The 16,643-nt window shown below is 49.4% G+C and carries 16 protein-coding genes; 4 read left to right on the forward strand and 12 right to left on the reverse strand.

Features of this window, described 5'->3' with window-relative positions; translation table 11 throughout:
• Window positions 1-7: 7 nt before the first annotated feature.
• The 3 genes from A8990_RS07910 to A8990_RS07920 all read right to left on the reverse strand — a co-directional run bounded on the left by A8990_RS07910 (window position 8) and on the right by A8990_RS07920 (window position 2,283).
• The gene (locus tag A8990_RS07910; protein ID WP_116188480.1) at window positions 8-1,045 is read right to left on the reverse strand and encodes a ubiquinol oxidase subunit II; all 1,038 of its coding nucleotides are present in this window, start codon (window positions 1,043-1,045) and stop codon (window positions 8-10) included.
• 292 nt (window positions 1,046-1,337) lie between these two features.
• A complete protein-coding gene (locus A8990_RS07915) occupies window positions 1,338-1,640 on the reverse strand; it encodes a hypothetical protein (protein ID WP_116188481.1) in 303 nt (100 codons plus the stop codon).
• A gap of 109 nt (window positions 1,641-1,749) precedes the next feature.
• Window positions 1,750-2,283 carry a DinB family protein gene (locus A8990_RS07920; RefSeq protein ID WP_116188608.1) on the reverse strand — a complete coding sequence of 178 codons (534 nt, stop codon included), beginning with the start codon at window positions 2,281-2,283 and terminating at the stop codon, window positions 1,750-1,752.
• Between the two features lie 212 nt (window positions 2,284-2,495).
• Here A8990_RS07920 and A8990_RS07925 point away from each other — a divergent pair, with 212 nt between their 5' ends.
• Window positions 2,496-3,239: a YjgB family protein gene (locus A8990_RS07925; protein WP_245995893.1), complete on the forward strand. Its 744-nt coding sequence runs from the start codon at window positions 2,496-2,498 to the stop codon at window positions 3,237-3,239.
• 97 nt (window positions 3,240-3,336) lie between these two features.
• Here the strand turns inward: A8990_RS07925 and glgP are convergent, their stop codons facing one another.
• The 4 genes from glgP to A8990_RS07940 form a co-directional block, all read right to left on the reverse strand.
• A complete protein-coding gene (gene glgP, locus A8990_RS07930; protein ID WP_245995894.1) occupies window positions 3,337-5,535 on the reverse strand; it encodes an alpha-glucan family phosphorylase in 2,199 nt (732 codons plus the stop codon).
• Between the two features lie 205 nt (window positions 5,536-5,740).
• A complete protein-coding gene (locus tag A8990_RS32025; RefSeq protein ID WP_245995895.1) occupies window positions 5,741-5,845 on the reverse strand; it encodes a YjcZ family sporulation protein in 105 nt (34 codons plus the stop codon).
• A 100-nt stretch (window positions 5,846-5,945) separates the two neighbouring features.
• Entirely contained in the window at window positions 5,946-7,286 is a 1,341-nt protein-coding gene (locus A8990_RS07935) for a phospholipase D-like domain-containing protein (protein ID WP_181909457.1), read from the reverse strand.
• Window positions 7,287-7,413: 127 nt separating this feature from the next.
• Window positions 7,414-8,193, reverse strand: a complete 780-nt coding sequence (locus A8990_RS07940) for an SDR family NAD(P)-dependent oxidoreductase (RefSeq protein ID WP_181909458.1) — start codon at window positions 8,191-8,193, stop codon at window positions 7,414-7,416.
• A 109-nt stretch (window positions 8,194-8,302) separates the two neighbouring features.
• Between A8990_RS07940 and A8990_RS07945 the strand changes: the two genes are divergently transcribed.
• Window positions 8,303-8,803, forward strand: coding sequence for a CBO0543 family protein (locus tag A8990_RS07945; protein WP_181909459.1), 501 nt, complete (start codon window positions 8,303-8,305; stop codon window positions 8,801-8,803).
• 26 nt (window positions 8,804-8,829) lie between these two features.
• Here the strand turns inward: A8990_RS07945 and A8990_RS07950 are convergent, their stop codons facing one another.
• A complete protein-coding gene (locus A8990_RS07950) occupies window positions 8,830-10,668 on the reverse strand; it encodes a glycoside hydrolase family protein (RefSeq protein WP_116188485.1) in 1,839 nt (612 codons plus the stop codon).
• 138 nt (window positions 10,669-10,806) lie between these two features.
• On the reverse strand, window positions 10,807-12,033 hold the full coding sequence (locus tag A8990_RS32030) for a hypothetical protein (RefSeq protein WP_245995896.1): 1,227 nt from the start codon (window positions 12,031-12,033) through the stop codon (window positions 10,807-10,809).
• Window positions 12,034-12,218: 185 nt separating this feature from the next.
• Between A8990_RS32030 and A8990_RS07965 the strand changes: the two genes are divergently transcribed.
• Window positions 12,219-12,908, forward strand: coding sequence for a C40 family peptidase (locus tag A8990_RS07965; protein WP_116188486.1), 690 nt, complete (start codon window positions 12,219-12,221; stop codon window positions 12,906-12,908).
• 123 nt (window positions 12,909-13,031) lie between these two features.
• A complete protein-coding gene (locus A8990_RS07970; protein WP_116188487.1) occupies window positions 13,032-13,646 on the forward strand; it encodes a hypothetical protein in 615 nt (204 codons plus the stop codon).
• Window positions 13,647-13,701: 55 nt separating this feature from the next.
• On the opposite strand, the gene A8990_RS07975 is transcribed toward A8990_RS07970, so the two are convergent.
• From A8990_RS07975 to A8990_RS07985, 3 genes are all read right to left on the reverse strand, one after another.
• On the reverse strand, window positions 13,702-14,553 hold the full coding sequence (locus A8990_RS07975; protein WP_116188488.1) for an RMD1 family protein: 852 nt from the start codon (window positions 14,551-14,553) through the stop codon (window positions 13,702-13,704).
• A 124-nt stretch (window positions 14,554-14,677) separates the two neighbouring features.
• The gene (locus A8990_RS07980) at window positions 14,678-15,202 is read right to left on the reverse strand and encodes a DUF6376 family protein (protein WP_116188489.1); all 525 of its coding nucleotides are present in this window, start codon (window positions 15,200-15,202) and stop codon (window positions 14,678-14,680) included.
• Window positions 15,203-15,391: 189 nt separating this feature from the next.
• Entirely contained in the window at window positions 15,392-16,624 is a 1,233-nt protein-coding gene (locus tag A8990_RS07985; protein ID WP_181909460.1) for a carboxylate--amine ligase, read from the reverse strand.
• Window positions 16,625-16,643 lie beyond the last annotated feature (19 nt).

The raw sequence follows: 16,643 nt of genomic DNA on the forward strand, positions 1-16,643 counted from the left end.
CCTCATCCTACTGATGATTGTGATTCATTTCACTTGAATTCGTATTGCTCATATCCGTATCACTCATTTCATCCATGCCTTGCATGTCATGAGTGCTGTTGTTATCGGACTTCGATGTGTTGTCCGAGTCCGAGTTAGAGTCGGCTTTGTCAGAATCTTTCTCTGTGTCCATATCCATATCCATGTCCATATGATGACCGCCGTTCTTGATCACGACTGAATCGAACAAGTCTGAAGGATACGAGGAGAACGTCTGCTCTTCCGATTGACCTGGCTTGGAAAGTGTCTCGTAGCCGGCTTTCGTGAGCTCATTATTCGAGCCTTTAACCGTTTGAACCCATTTATTGAAGTCTTCCTGAGATTCAGCAACAACGTTAAACCGCATATGTGCAAAATCTTTACCGGAGAAGTTCGCGCCAGTACCGTAATATTCACCCGGTCTGTCAGCCTGCAGCCATAGTGACATGGCCATGCCCGGCATCGTATATTCTTGTCCGCCGAGCTGCGGAATCCAGAATGAGTTCATCGGCGCATCGCTCGTAAGTTCGAAGTCGACTTGAACGCCTGCTGGGATGTGGACATAGTTGACGGTCGCGATGTTCTGGTCTGGATACTGGAACAGCCATTTCCAATCGAGCGATGTGACCTGAATCTTAATTGGTTTCACGTCAGTTACTGGCGGCTTCTTCGCCAGTCCGTAAGTATCGCGTGCTGTGTAAGCGCCTAGGATACCGATAATGATGACCGGAATGCCCCACCAGAGCACCTCAAGCACTTTACTGTCGTCCCAATGCGGCTTGTATGGAGCCGTATTGCCTGGTTTGTCGCGATATCGGATGACGATGAACACCGTTATCGCGAGCACGGGTATGACGACGATCGCGCACAGTATTGCGGATAGAATGATCAGCCGGTACTGCGTCTCGGCGACAGGACCTTGCGGATCAAATACGACGAACTTGCCGTCGCAGCCGGACAGAAGCACAGTGCTTACCAATCCGGTAATTAGCAGCATCAAGCCGCGGAGTTTGGAACTTCTTTTCATATGCTACTTCATCTCCTTGCACACGCTTTGGCGTGCTTTCATGGCCCTTTGACGCTAGCATAGCAGAGTCTTGCGCAAATGTTACCCTCGTTAACAAATCCGTCAATCATCTGTTTCATTTCAGACACTTTGTGTTCAACAGTCGTTCAAGATTAGGACAGTAAAGGGCTTTCATCCGCAAAATGAGGAAAAATGGTGAACAGCTGGAGCGAGCCGGTGAGCGTGGAAAATAAAAAAGCCCTTCCGCTTCCTGTGAGGAAGCGAAAGGGCATCATTGAAATATTAAACGAGATTATACGTGCTCAGGCTGGTGTTCTTGCTGCAGCTTCTGACGTTCTTTCGCGAAGCTTGGCTGCAATGCGTGGAACAACGAACCGAGCAGCAGCACTTGAATGCCGCCGATAATAAAACCGAAGCCAACCATAAGGCCCAAGTTGGTGTCCGTAAAGTCGTGCGCGAACACTGCGCTAAGAATGATACCTAGAAGCATCAAGCCGAAACCGATGCGAGGCATTAGTGACGTCCAATACTTGATTTTCTGCGATTGTGACGGAACCCGGATATCTGCACCTGCTGATTTAGTGTTCTTGTTCATGTGTAACACTCCCGAAGTCATAATGTATACGTTTACTATATCACAAATTTGTCACCGGGTGTTCACTTTTTGTTCATTTTTCAAAAAAATATACGGCTATCCTCTATTTCTACGTTTCAGTTCGCTTCAATATACCCAAATATTGCACCCAGGGACCAACATCAGACCGATATCTCTCCGCCATGACGCGGACGATCTGGGCTGTATGGGTGAGATCATGAACGACCCAAGTCGAGATAAGCTCGCTTAATTTCACTTCCCCAAACTCAGGATGCAAGCCTGTTTGATTAAAGTTGGTGTCGGTATGTAAGAGCTCCTTGAGCCTGTCGATGTTATAGGAGCGAACCTGCCTGAACGTCTGCAGCTTGGAATCGATGGATCTATCCGGCTCGTTCTTCAAATGTGAAAACCGATCAAATGGCGGAAACGGCTTGCTCGCGCCTTCCTGCAGCAGAAACGAAATTCTCGGAATCCAGTTTGAACGTTCAGCTTCAATGAGATGGTCGACCACCTCAACCGCATTCCAGGTCCCTTCCCCTTCCCTGCTTTCCAGCCACCCGTCCGACAGCCCAGATAACAATTGTTCAAGCGACTTGGGCATGCGCTCTAGCAGCCCGATTGCTTCTATAAGATTGAAATTCATCATCTAACTCCTCCCGACATTGCTGCAGCCTAACTCTATCATAACCCGTTTCAACTTCAGAGGAAAATAGTTACAAAAAGAATAAGAGGCTGATTCTTTTGGCATATTATACGTCTAGACCTTCGCCTGTAACATTATCGATCGTTTTCTCGTTAAGAGGATGTAGCTTCGATAGCAAGCTTCTAGATTATTCAAAATGGAGATGAAATGGAATGAAGAAGAAACATACGATCAAACTGCTCGTGCTTGCCACACTGCTGACAAGCTCCCTGATGCTCACTGCATGCTCGGGTAACGATGCGGCCAACAATACGAACAAACCTGATACTTCGACGAATACCGGAAATGAACAATCCAATACTGGCGATACTTCGAATGCGCCTACGAATGATTCGGGCAACACTTCGAATGAACCAACAAACAACACTGGCAACACTGGTAATGCAGACAACGCTGGGAATACAGGGAATACAGGCAATAGCTCGTCAGGTAACACCACTTCACCATCGAATAGCGACAACCAAACGACTGTGGACATTAAAGCAATGCTGACGCTCGCGAAGAAAGGTCAAGTGAAAGGGATTCCGTTCAAGGCTGATACCGGATTGATTGATGAAGTCGAGAAGGATTGGGGCAAGTCCGACAAAACCGATTCTGCCGGCAAAGGCTTGTATGCGACCTATGCGAAGAAGCATGCCGTGATCGGCTTCAATAAAGGCAGCGTCATCTTCGATGTTCGTTCCGATGCCCCTGAGCTGCAGAAGCTGACGCTTAAGCAGATCGAAGCGGCTCTTGGCAAAGCTGATAAAGTGACGAAGAACGGCAGCGATACAATCTACACCTACGAAGCTAGCGATACTTTCGAGCTGCGCTTCATTATCTCGAAGGACACAGGCAAAGTGGACCATGTCTCGGTATATTCACCTAAGGATACGATCAACAATATGGCGGGATAACCGCACCAAAAGGAGATTTCCTCGTCCATCAGGGCGGGAAATCTCCTTTCTTTATCCATCGCGATTAACATATGCTTTTGAAGATTAGATTAGCGATTCACTGAAACCCCCAAGAAGCAAGCTCCATCTCAAAATCATTCGCGAAATCCGGGCTAATCGGGGTGACGCGGACGTTCACATTCGCCTTCCAGAAGTTGATCGAACGGTCAAACGATGAGCCTTCGTAGATGTACACGCCCTTCGCCTCCTGCTGCACAGGCTCCAGCTTCACCTTCCATATGCCTTGGCGGCCGTCAGAGCCGACTGCCTCGATGCGGACGTCTCTGAGCCATATCGCGCCAAGCACAATTTCAGCGCGGAATGCGGTTTTGTGCAGTCCGATTCTACCGCTATGGTCGGCTAAAATATCCACTTTCCGTACGCGGACGCCGGACCAGTTGTTGCGAATGAATTGCTTGTAAGCCGCAACCCGTGAAGCAACCTCGAAGCCGTCCGATGCGAACCGCTGTCCCCTGGCGCTCGCCTTCAAGTACACTTTGTTCCAATAGTCGCTGATCATTCGATGCGTGTTAAATAGAGGCGCGAGTGAGCAAATCGATTCCTTCATCTTGTTGACCCAGTCAGCAGGTAGTCCTTGGTCTTCATCTCGCTTGTAATACAACGGAATTATCTCTTCCTCAAGCAGCCGATATAGTGCTTCGCTGTCCAGCTTCGCCTGATGCTCTCCGTTAACGCCAACGTCTCCGTCTGCCGAACCGTCAATCGCCCAGCCGTTTCGCCCGTTATAGCCTTCTGCCCACCATCCGTCCAGCACACTGCAGTTCAGTACACCGTTCACAGCCGCCTTCTGTCCGCTCGTTCCGCTGGCTTCCATCGGCTTGATCGGCGTGTTCAGCCATACATCGACTCCTTGGACGAGCTTCTTCGCCTTATCCATCGCATAGTTTTCGACGATGAATACGCGACCCTTGAACCGCTCTTCACGGGACAGCTCCACAATTCTGCGAATTAACTCCTGCCCTGGTCCGTCAGAAGGATGTGCCTTTCCGGAGAAAACAAGGCACACCGGACGCTCCGAATCGCCGAGGATGCGCGCGAGCCGATCCGGATCGCTGAAGATGAGCAGCGCACGCTTATACGTTGCGAATCGCCTTGCAAATCCGATAATCAGCGGTCCTCCATTAGAGGTGCTAAGCGGTAAGTTAAACGACTGAATCATGCTCGATTTGGCCTCTAGATGAGCCTCCCACAGCTCGCTGCTCGGAATGTCATGAACAGGAGACCATACTTCTGGTTCCGCTGTGCGAATACTCCAGTCGTACTGAAGATAGCGATCAAACAGCCCCTTCATGCCATCAGCCAGCCACGTACCGATATGAATCCCGTTCGTAATGGCGTCGACCGGAATATCCTGTCTCGGAATGTGCGGCATCCAGTGATGGAACAGATCTTGCGTCACAACGCCGTGCAGCTTGCTTACTCCGTTCACCTTCGACGAGGTGCTGACAGCAAGCCGTGTCATATTAAACGCGCCGTTCATCTGACCAAGCGATAGCACACCGTCACGGTCAGTACCGAGCTGCCAGTAATAATCGCTGAAGAAACGGTCCATTAGGTCAATGGAGAACACGTCATGACCGGCGGGTACCGGTGTATGCGTCGTGAAGACGGTGCTTGCTTTGACCACTTCAAGCGCGGTCTGGAAGGGAACGCCTGCTGCGGACAGCATCCGAATCCGTTCAAACGTGAGAAATGCGCAATGCCCTTCGTTCATGTGCCACACATCCGGTTGAATACCAAGTGCCGCAATCAGTCGTGTTCCGCCGATGCCGAGCAATATCTCCTGGCTAATGCGAATGCCTTGTTCACTCGGATATAACGTATCCGTCAAGCGGCGATCCGCCTCGCTATTGGATTCGACATCCGTATTGAGCAAATACACGGTAACGGATCCTACCTGTACGGACCATGCTTTGGCATAAACCAGCCTGCCTGCTATAGGAACCTCAATAATTAATGGCTGACCGTTCTCATCCTGCACGAGCTGAACCGGATAGATGCTTGCGTTCAAATCCACTTTTGGGTACAGATGCTGCTGAGAGCCGCCCTCATCAATGCGCTGCTGAAAATAACCATGACCATAAAATATACCTACGCCCGTGAGCGGAACATTCTGATCTGCCGCTGCCTTGATATGGTCGCCTGCCAATATGCCAAGGCCGCCCGAATAAATAGGTAAAGATTCATCTAAGCCAAACTCCGCCGAGAAATACACTGCACCGCTTTTTTGCATCATTACCACCTCATTCTGCATAATTGCGATTCGCATGTAAGCGCCTAACCTGCGCCCTTTTACTATATGCGGGTAATTGGGCTGCGTGCCCATTCAGCCAAGTCCCTCGGCAAAAGAATGGCTCGAGCGACGCAAAAAGGCAGCTGCTACCTGGCAGCTGCCTTCCCGAAAAGCACTAACTATCTATGCTCATTGCGCCCGTGTCAACTTATCTGAAGCAACCACAGATGACAATGACCAACAGAATAAAGAGAACAAGGATCGAGCCCGAGCTTGTAAAAGCACCACCAACAGGACCGTTAAAACCGCTCATGTATTGCACCTCCTGAAGAATAGAGTCTGTTTAGAATATGAGCGAGGTGCCGGAATGGCTTGGGTGCTTGGAGGGGATAGAATAACTCGGGTTCACATGCCTAGCTGGAATGAGGAATGAGACTGTAAGCGAGACCTTGCCATCTGCGCTCGCCAGCCTCGAACAGTTTGCGGTTGCTTCGCGCAATCTCTCTGAATAGCTGCAGGGCGGATCGATCATCCAGCTCACCAACTGACAAGTCGAGATGTTCAGCGAACAGTTCGTCGAGAAAGGCGCGTGCCGCCTCTCTATCCCAGAATGCTGCGTTCATCTCGCAATTGCCGAATAGCGAATAACGATGCAGGTTGCACGAACCGACCGTGCCCCATTCGCCATCGACAATCATCAGCTTGGAGTGAACCCAGACCGGGCTTCGTTTGCCCTCATCATTTAAACCCGCTATTCCCGCTAAGGTGAAGTGATCGAAAACAGCAAGCGCAGACAGTGCTTCTGGAATGTCTCCTGCCGCCGGTATGAGAAGTACAATCTCCACGCCACGCATTAAAGCTTGCCGTAGACAATCGATAATCTCCGGCACCGTTATGTACTGGTTCTCCATGTAGATGGAACGACGCGCGGCACCGATCGCGGCACAATACTGATCGAAATTCGAGCGTTCACCCGCTTCAATCGGATACGCAGCTCCGCCTGGCGTCGGATGATTGTTGGTAATCCGTCCGCTATGTATCGTCCGCTGGATCTGAACGGTACTGTTTCCTTGCTGGCGAGGAACTTGGGTTGGAAAAGTCAGATCGTTCTCGCTCCCCTCACCCCATCTTCCATCTTCCAATTCGCGCTCGCTCGCTTCGTTCCAGCGTTGAACAAAGTTGTGGTGGACGTCCACCGCTGAAGGACCGGTGAGCTCCATGTACAGATCGTGATTCTGCCCTTCTCCGCGATGACCTGGAGCGACGACGGAATGCGGATTGAGATTGATCCCTCCGAGGAATGCAACCTCGGTTTCGGTACCAGCATCAATCAGCCAGCTCTTCTGGTGCTGACAGTAGCCTGGCTGTGCACGATCCCAGCGAATCCGAACCATAGCGTCGCTAGTGATAAGCCTGTCGAAGTGCTCCGGAGCTCCCCAGAATGCATTCGTCTTCAAGTGCTCTGTTTCGGGATCCGGCCGCCAGAAAAGAATGCGTACATCTAATCCTCGCGCCGCGGCAAGGTTCAGCACATCAAGCGGCGTACCTCTGCCATCTGGCATTTGGCATGCGGCCCACATGAACGTCACGGTCACCCAGACGCTATGCTTCGCTTGTTCAATCGCTTCACAAACACGGCGGAATGCCGGTTCGCCGTCGATGAGCGGCCGTAAGCGATTACCCGTGCGAGGTGGATAAGACGCATGCGGTACGCTAGGTATCCCTGCCAATTCCACTTCATTTGCATTATTCATAGCATTATTCATAGCATTATTCATAGCATTATTCATAGCATTATTCATGGCATTATTCATGGCATTATTCATGGCATTATTCATAGCATTACGCACCTCCTCCCGAGAATCAGATTGATCTGGCAATTTACCGCATCCGATGACCGCCGGTAATCGCCAGCTCCGTGCCCGTCACGGATGCAGATTCATCGCTCAGCAAGAATACAGCGCCGTAAGCGATATCCTCGGCCGTTTGAAGCCGGCCATTCGGTACCGTCGCTTCCCCCATCGCTGCAAGCTGCTCGGGGCTGACTCCCAGCTTCCGATGCAGCTCGATTTCCCCATCGGATGCTACCCAGCCGACCGTAATCCAGTTCGAACGAACCTGCTTCGCCGCGTAGTTATGCGCGATATGTTTACTGAGCGTCAGCATCGCTCCCTTGGAGCACGCATAAGCAGCCAGATCCATCTGACCCATGTAAGCGTTGGTGGAGCCGATATGGACAATTGATCCACCGCCAGTTTCAATCATGGAAGCGACCGCATACTGGGAACAATAGAACGCGCCTTTGATATTTACATCGAACACCGTATCGAACAGTTCTTCGGATGTATTGAGCAGGTTACCGCGCGGATAAATGGCCGCGTTGTTCACAAGCCCATCGATACGCCCGAAAATCTCGACCGTTTTCTGAATTAATTGACGGCAGTCTTCCGTCTTAGTTATATCGGTCTGGATGAATAAGCTCTTCCCAGCGGTCCCCATCTGTTCGATCTGCCGGATAACAGACGCATCGCCTTCTTGTTCGCTCAGATCGGCAACGACGACGTTCGCCCCTTCAGCTGCGCACTTCAGTGAGATCCCTCTTCCGATCCCTTTCATCGCTCCTGTGACGACGATTGTTTTGCCAATTAACCGCTCTCCCATACAATCCACTCCTTTTGCTACTTGCTTCTTCAAGCACATCAGGTATAGCCTAACGATATTACGGTTAAATTTCCAATATAAGTTAATTTTCGGAGCGGAGTGAAACAAGATGCCTGAAGTGATCGGGGTTACCAGCTGGCTGCTTGCCGGCTGGTATTGGGGAGACTGGCGGAACTGGAAGAAATATGAAAGCACCATCCTGTTTATGATTTTTGTCGATACGCTTTATTACTACTCCTCCATTGATCATCGCCTCTGGTCGCTCGAGCCCCAACCGCCTTTTCGCTCCGAAATCATCGCTTTGCTCGGTGAATACGCCGTATTCGTGAGCGCTATTCTTATGTTTCTTGGACGCTTTCCTTCCGGTACTAGAAGAGGATGGTTATGGACGATATTTTGGATTGCCCTATTCTCGCTCAACGAGTGGGCACTGCTTCTGACAGGAACTTTCAGTTACGATAACGGCTGGACGCTGCTTGACTCCATCCTCTTCTGCTGTATCATGTTCCCGATGCTCCGCTTACACCAGAAGAGAACGTTACTGGCGTACGCGCTCAGCGTGCCTATTTGCATCTTCTATATTTGCTATTACGACATTCCGATCCGATAGTTCGTTAAATTGCGGCCATTCCAACCTTACTTCACGCTCTCTTTCACAACGATCCGTTCGAACGTCGCTGATCCGAACTGAACGAAGAAGCGCAGGCTGCGGTTCTCGCCATTTATTCGGGAGATTAATGTCCTTGTTCCACCGACGCATAGATCGATCCAGCCATCCTTCACAATGGCCTCAACCGCGATCTTCTCGTTAAGCCCATCTACGTGATAGAGAGAAGAATCATCACTCATTTGTAGTGAACGCGCGTGCATCCGGTGAATACCGGCTTTCCGGGCTGACGGCTCCAAGCGGACATCATAACCATGTTCGAAATTCGCGACATCCGATACCGAGAAGCCGACATACATATTCGGATAGCGTGCAGTTACCTCGAATGACACGGTATATTCCCCATCGAACGTGCCGATCGTCTTCGCATCGAAGCCGCTCATCGCGTCAAGCTGGAAATCCTCGTAATTCCTTTCCGAGCCATCACTCTCTTCACGAAGCTCAGGAACGAAACCAAGCCCTAGCGATCCGTCTGTCAATTGAATAACCTCACGAAATACAAGCTCGCCAGCATATCTGTCACTTGAGGATAAGAAACCCGCGGCGATACGTCTTCCATCATGAAATGCAGCTGTCTTCGGCACGCGCCACTGTACGCAGTCGAACGTATCCATCGCCGGCCGCAGCCAAGGTCCTTCCGGATTACGGGAATATCGGTAGCGAGCAAGCCCGTCATTGCTGAAAATGAGATAATACCAACCGTTCCACTCGAAGTAATCCGAGCATTCCGGCTCGTCATGATAGCCTGGCACGATGAAGGGCTCAAGCTCCTCCCAATCGGTTAAATTATCCGATACGAGATGTGCGAGGCAGCCTTCGTGCTTAACCGGATGAACGAGACTTGTCGTGACGAGCATGTGGTATTTTCCCTGTTCGTCCTGATACACATGAGGATCTCGGACGGATGATCGCACATAGCGGTCGGAGAGCTCAATTACCGTATTCGTTTTGTTGAAATGGATACCGTCACTGCTCTCTGCCCATGTCAGCTGCGCCGGCGATCCGTCGGTTGCCCGTACCGCATAGAAGGCATAATAGATTCCGTCCTTCTTGAACACTGCGCCCGTACAGATCGAGCCTTCCTCTTTTGCCGTTATCCCGACTGCAACGGAATGATGCTCCCAGGTTCGCAAGTCTTTCGTCGAGACTTGTGCCCATTGATGCGCCCCAAGCCTCCACTTGCTCCCATGGCCTCGCCGATCAAACAGGTAGTACACGCGGAAAGTCTCGCCATCGAAATAAGGCATACAATCGCCGACTCCTGTATTGAACCCTCGCGGCCGCCAATATTGCAATGCTGCCGGTTCTTCACCTAGAACGCGCGACTCCAACTCCGCCGTCGCCGGTTCAGGCGGCACAGCTTCATTCCAGATGCGAACCCGCTCGGTACCTTCATATATCTGAACCCATGCTTCGCTAAGATCAACTGTACCCATCGGCCAATCCTCGTCAACCAGCACGCCATCAACGAATAAACGAACGGAATACCCTACATATTGCAGATGCACCACATGCTTCGAATTTCCGATTCTATCCCAAGGCGCTGATAAGACAAGCGGCTGCTCCTTCGCATCCGTAAACAACTCGGCGATCAAGGAAAGCGCTCTAGTTTCATTCATGATTCCAGTGTAAAATCGAACCCGCACGCTGCCCGATTCCACGGCTGCGAGCACAGCCAAATCTCCTTCTATTCGCCCTTCTACTTCGAGGCTGATAGATAGTTCACGGACTCTTCCAAATGCTAGCCGAATCGTTTCATTTCCTGATTCGACGCTGATTTCAGCAGGAGATACGACATTTTCGTTCATGGCTGATCCTCTCCGATCTAGTTAGGAATGCTAGATTATTCTGGCTTCTCTAATTAAGTTCGCCATGCCGCCACTGCCTCCTTTTGCACACGAACCAAAAAAACCTTCAGCATTTGCTGAAGGCACTCTCTGCTCTCATTATGCACTTGGATTCTCATTCACAGTGGAAATTCCAAGGGCGGTGTTCTCCCACAAGATCTTCTTGACGAGCTCCCACTGCGACGTCTCGCATTGCACCATGAGCACCACTTCTGATGTAATTCGTTTGTCCCCGTTACCGGACTTCTTCATCATAATAAACTTAATGAAGAAGCCGAGTGCAATGCCCAGCACCGCACCAATGATCCCCCATAACACAGGTCCCCACTTTAATTCGAAGCCATAAATAGCGCCAAGCAGCATGAAACACGTTCCTAATATAGCGGCTAAGTCCAGCATACTGTATCCATCCGCCCGATGTATGGAATCTAATACCGAGCGCGGCTCCTTCCACTTATCCATCGGGAAAGCATGCAAATTCCCTTTTGGAATCCCCATCTGTTCCATCGCAGTGATAGCCAGCTCTAAAAAGATCGACTGTTCGAACGTTGCCACTACCAGCATCTTCTTCACCTTCAGCAGTTGAGATAGTTGAAGCTTAGGATCACGATAATTTAATCTTAAGAATTGAGATTGCTCTTTCTCGAACAGCTTGTTTTGCTCAACCGCAGATACGTATGCATCATAGAAGATGAAGGTATAGATGGAAGGCAGATAAAGGCACCACTGCATGTTTATGATTTGTTTCGCTTGGACGAAGTCACCGACAAGGGTGAAATGAATGGATTGAGGCAGATGGGAATAGTACATGATCGCAATTGTATACCCGAATATGAATACGCCTGATATCACTTTATGTACATACATGTGTCCAAGTCCCGGCACCAGCATCGACCAAGCTAAGGCAACCCAAGGAACTCGCTTATCGAGGTAATTCGTATCCCAAGGTCCCATCCGTATGGGATCCAGAGGCGCATCCTCGCGATCAGCCAACAAATATTGTTTATTGATATCCAATGTGGAGCGGTAGGAATCCCATATCGCATACATGTAGATACCAACGTAGAGGATGAACCATCGTTCATTAATGACAGCTTTCGCCGTCTCGAAATGGCCTTGCAGCGTGTACATGATGGCAAGATTCACCTTTGCTTCATTATTAATAAATATTTCCCAGATGATCAAGATAAATGCTTTTGCATAACGATGTAAAATTAGGTTCCCGAATCCGGGGTACGAGAAGGCGAAGAACGTGACAACCCAAGGGTGCCGCAGATGAAGTTGGTTGGTGCTGAATTGGGAAAGATAAGCTCTGGAACGTCTCATTTTGCAGCCCCTCCTTGATCATGAAGAATAAATGCAAATGGAAATTTTAATCCAGTTTTATCTTTACCATATCTAACTAAACCATGTAAACAATTTACAAATCGTGAAATTCTATGATTCTACCAAAATTTACATGTTTCTCCTCCCATTTACGAGGTTTAAGGAAGTAACGGGAGGAGATTACAATGAAAAAAACGTTAATTTCAATTATTGCCGGCTGTACTCTATTAGCAGGTGCATCCAGTGCATTCGCAGCAACAACGACTGTTCAGAAAACGGTGAACTTCCGTACCGCGCCCAGTACAAGCAGTTCAACTTATGGATTTATTCAATCAGGCACCCAACTCACCGTCTTAGAAAAGGTCAATACATACTGGCTTAAAGTACAGTCTGGCAGCAAAGTGGGTTATGTTTCGACGAACTATGTCGGAGCCGTATCCGGCTCTACTTCCACTTCAAATACGACTTCAAGTTCAAAGACAGCAACGGGGACTGCAAGCAAAATCGTATCGACTGCAAAAACATACCTAGGTGACTTTACGTACAAATGGGGCTCGGAGCCGTGGAATACAAGCTACAAGTATTCGGATTGTTCTTCCTTTGTTCAGCTTGTATTCAATAAGAAGAACGGCTTCAGCTTGCCGCGTTCCAGCATTCAGCAATCCAAGGTTGGTTCCTTCGTATCCAAATCTTCGCTCAAAGCCGGTGATCTCGTATTCTTCGATACGAACGGCGACGGCGTCATTAACCATGTCGGCATTTACATCGGCAGCGGACAATTTATCCATAGCTCGCCGACGAACCACGTCGGTACCAATACCCTGACTTCCGGTTACTGGAGCAGCCATTACAAGACTGCACGCCGGGTCATTTAATGCGCTGATGCAGGTGGTTCGATCCAAGTTTTGTCAGGATTAAATCCGACCAAGCTCCTAATAATAATCGAGGCTTTAAGGGGATTCCTTGGCCTAGATGGATATAATTAGGAGGCAAACAAAATGAATCAATTCGGTCAGCAAAACTTTACAAGCGGATATTCCAATTACAATGCTTCCCAAAATCCAGTCATTTCTCATTTTGGCGGCTATTCCGTTGGTCAGTACAATGGTCAGCCTCAACAAGGATTCATGCAAAGCACTTCTTCCGGCGCTGCTTATCACTCCAATGAACAGCCAGTGATTGCGCACTACGGCGGGTACCAAGCAAACAACAATATGCAGCAGTATAGCAGCCAGCCTTACCATGCTTCTCAAGTACAGGGCTCGCAGCCGGTAATCTCCCTCTACGGCGGTTACCAAGCAAACCATAACAACAATATGCAGCCATATAGCGGCCAGCCTTATCAAGCTTCTCACATGCAAAGCTCGCAGCCGGTGATCTCCCATTTCGGCGGTTACCAAGCAAACAACACTATGCACCAGCAGCAGCAATATAGCAGCCAGCAGCCCTACTATGCGTCTCAAGTACACGGCTCGCAGCCGGTAATCGAGCACTATGGCGGTTATCAAGCTTCGAATTCGCCGCAATATGGCGGCTATCCGCAAAATTCCATGCATGCGTCGATGCAATCTTCTCAGCCGGTGATTGCACACCTCGGCTACAGAAGCAACTAGTCGTTAACCAAAAAGGACTTTCGTCCCCTGCCAATACGGGGATGAAAGTCCTCTTTCATGCGTGGGTCGGAACCCAGCCTACAATTTGCAATAGGGTGATGACCACTTCGATGACAATGAGGATCACGACGATCCATTCGACGAAGAGACCGCGAATCGAATGGCTGATGTCGGAGAAGCCCTCGGTGATGTGATATAGAATGTCCGTCTTGCTCTTCAATATCGTATACCGGTCGTTTAATTCGAAGAAATTCATCATCTGATCGTAGAACTGGCTAGCGGATTGATGGGTCCACGTAACCTCCGGCTTGTCCAGAATCATGATATAGGCAAGCGTGTTGAATTCATGCCGAACGATCTTCGCCGTTGTCCTGGCAAGCTCCTTGTTGCCTATTCGAAGCTTTCCCTTCTCTAATCGCTCGATCATCACTTCCAAGCTGTCTTGAATCAGACTCAGCTGCTGCTCGGCTTTCTCAAGCGCAACCGACTTGGCCAGCACCGTCGAGATTAACTCGGGAAAGAAGAACTCATACTCACTCACAACGACATACTCGTCCGTCAGTTCAAGGTTCTCAATGTCCCCGATATGCAGATTGTAGTCATCCGTGAAGTTCTCAGCACGTGATAGATCAATGTCTCGCTCGAACGATTGAAGAAACTTAAGAAACATGTTGATCTCGCCTTTGCCATGGTGATTGACAAAGACGACGCTGCCGAAAGAGAACACCAGCACCTGCTGCAGCTCATTGATGCGCGTAGGATAGATGGACTTCAGCTCTTGCGAGCGCAGGATTAATGGCTGTTCCCAGGTGAACTTCTTCGGGATGCCGAGATGAAGCGCGATTTTGTTCAGATCAATTTCATTGGTGACAGCTAGCGCCCGGAAAGAAATATTTTTGAGTTCCATTTGAAGCTCCGCTTTCTATTAGGGGTGATAGACTTCAGTCTTCACCGGAAAGCATCAAAGTAAACTTGAAGCATAGAAAAGAGCAGTCGGTTTAGGTTCGACTGCTCATGCACGTTATAGCGTCTTATTTTAACAGATTCAAGTATTTCTCAGCTTCTTTAAACTCCGGAGTGTCCTTCATCTGTTCATAGAGGGCTTCGAACTGCTCCGGGTCAAACGTACCGTTATCAATCTGCTGGATATAATTGTCGATCTGCCGGTTCGCCTCATCCGAGTTGGCTGCAAGCTCATCGTGAAGGCTCTTCAGCTTGGCAGGCGGCTCCGTCTGTACGAGCTTATTCAGCTCTTGTTTTACAGTGACCAACTGCTGTTTGATTTCCTTCTCTGCTGCTTTGTTCGCCTTGCTCGTCGACTTGGACGTGGACTTGAGCGAAGAGGTAGTCGAAGAAGCGGCTTCGTTCGCCCGCTCCTGCTTCGCTTGCTGAATCAGATCCGGCAGCTTCTTATTGACCTGATTGACCGTCGCAGCGGTCTCCTTCGTCTGTTTGGCAAAGTGCACGGTATCCATGATGGGTTGTTTAAAATATAGAAATGTACCGCCGAGTATTACAACGAGTACGCTCGTAATGATCAATAATTTACGCAGCATCCGGTATCCTCCTATCCTTTTGCAGAAGAAAATTGCGTTTATGTCTCCAGATTTATAGACGCTAGTGAGACTGGCATTGTTGCAATTGCACCAACTTCTACTTAACCTCTTCACGCTGCTGTCTAATCAGGCGGTTAAGCTGCGAGTTCGATGAACGTGAAAAAAGCCGCAGGAATGCGGCTCTCTGACTCAGTTCTTATGGAAATAATACTTCCGGTAATTGTTGATGTGGCCGAAGTAGTAACGTGATACGCGGAGAATACGTTTCAAGTTCAAATCCTTGCTGTACCAGAGCGACCCCAGCACTTTCTTCTGCTTGTAAAGGTAATTGATCTCTGCCGTTAACGCTGGATCAGTCACATATTTGCGAAGCACGCTGCGCGGAACATTCGTCCATAGCGTCGTCTGATCGCTGTATACGGTGTTCTCATTCTTGCCGTAGACTACATTGTCGATCAAGGCTGCGATCATGTTAAGCCCCGCTGCCCGCACGAAGAAGCTGCTTCTGCCGAGACGCGGGTTTATTTCGAACAGCATATATTTGCCTGTTCGGCTGTCATATTTCATATCGATATTCGAGAAGCCGATATAACCGATCTCCTCGAGAAACTTCTTGATCTTCGCATAAATCGCCATATCCGAACGGCTGATGATCGCTGCATAATTGCCTAGTGTCTTCGGTGTGTACTCCTCAAGCACCGGCTGGCCTAGACACATCAGCTTCACGATTCCATTGTCGTCGGAGAAGCTGTTAATGACACGCATCGAGCTGTCGCCGCCCGGAATAAACTCCTGAATGATGAGCTTTCCTTGGTAATCCGACTTGTTCATGCTTCGAACCATCGTCAAATATTCTTCCTTCGTATCGAAGAAGAACACCTTCTTCTTGCCTTCAAACTCGCAATGTAAGTATTCGTACGCGTTGCTGTTCTCCGGTTTCACGACAATCGGAAATTGGAATTCCATCTCGTTCAGCGCAGTCTCGCGCTCGTTCGGCTCACTCACGATTGTTTTCGGATAGTCCAGTCCGTGCTGCTCGCACAGCTTATAGAACTTGTCCTTCGTATCGAGGGTATCGAGCAGCGATTCGGATATAAAGTGATTCGCGATCAGCCCTTTGAACGTACTGTAATGGCGCGACAGCATGCCAGCGTAGTAGTCCGAACATGGAATGACGACGAGTTTGCGGTTCGGTGAGGCATACTTCTCCAATATCTTCAGCAATGCGCCGGGAAACACGCTCTCATTGTCAAAGCGGTCGATCTGCACGAGTTCGAACAACGAACTGTTCATCGTCGGAATTAGCAGTCGGCTGCACAGCAGAAGCGGCTTAATCCCATATCTCTCATGGATGAGTCTCACATTCCCGTAAGCATTCTCATCGCTTCCTAATATAATCGGCAGAAAATCTTTACTATTCATGGTCTTCTCCTTACCCTTC

It is taken from the genome of Paenibacillus taihuensis, from assembly GCF_003386535.1.
Taxonomy (GTDB): domain Bacteria; phylum Bacillota; class Bacilli; order Paenibacillales; family Paenibacillaceae; genus Paenibacillus_Z; species Paenibacillus_Z taihuensis.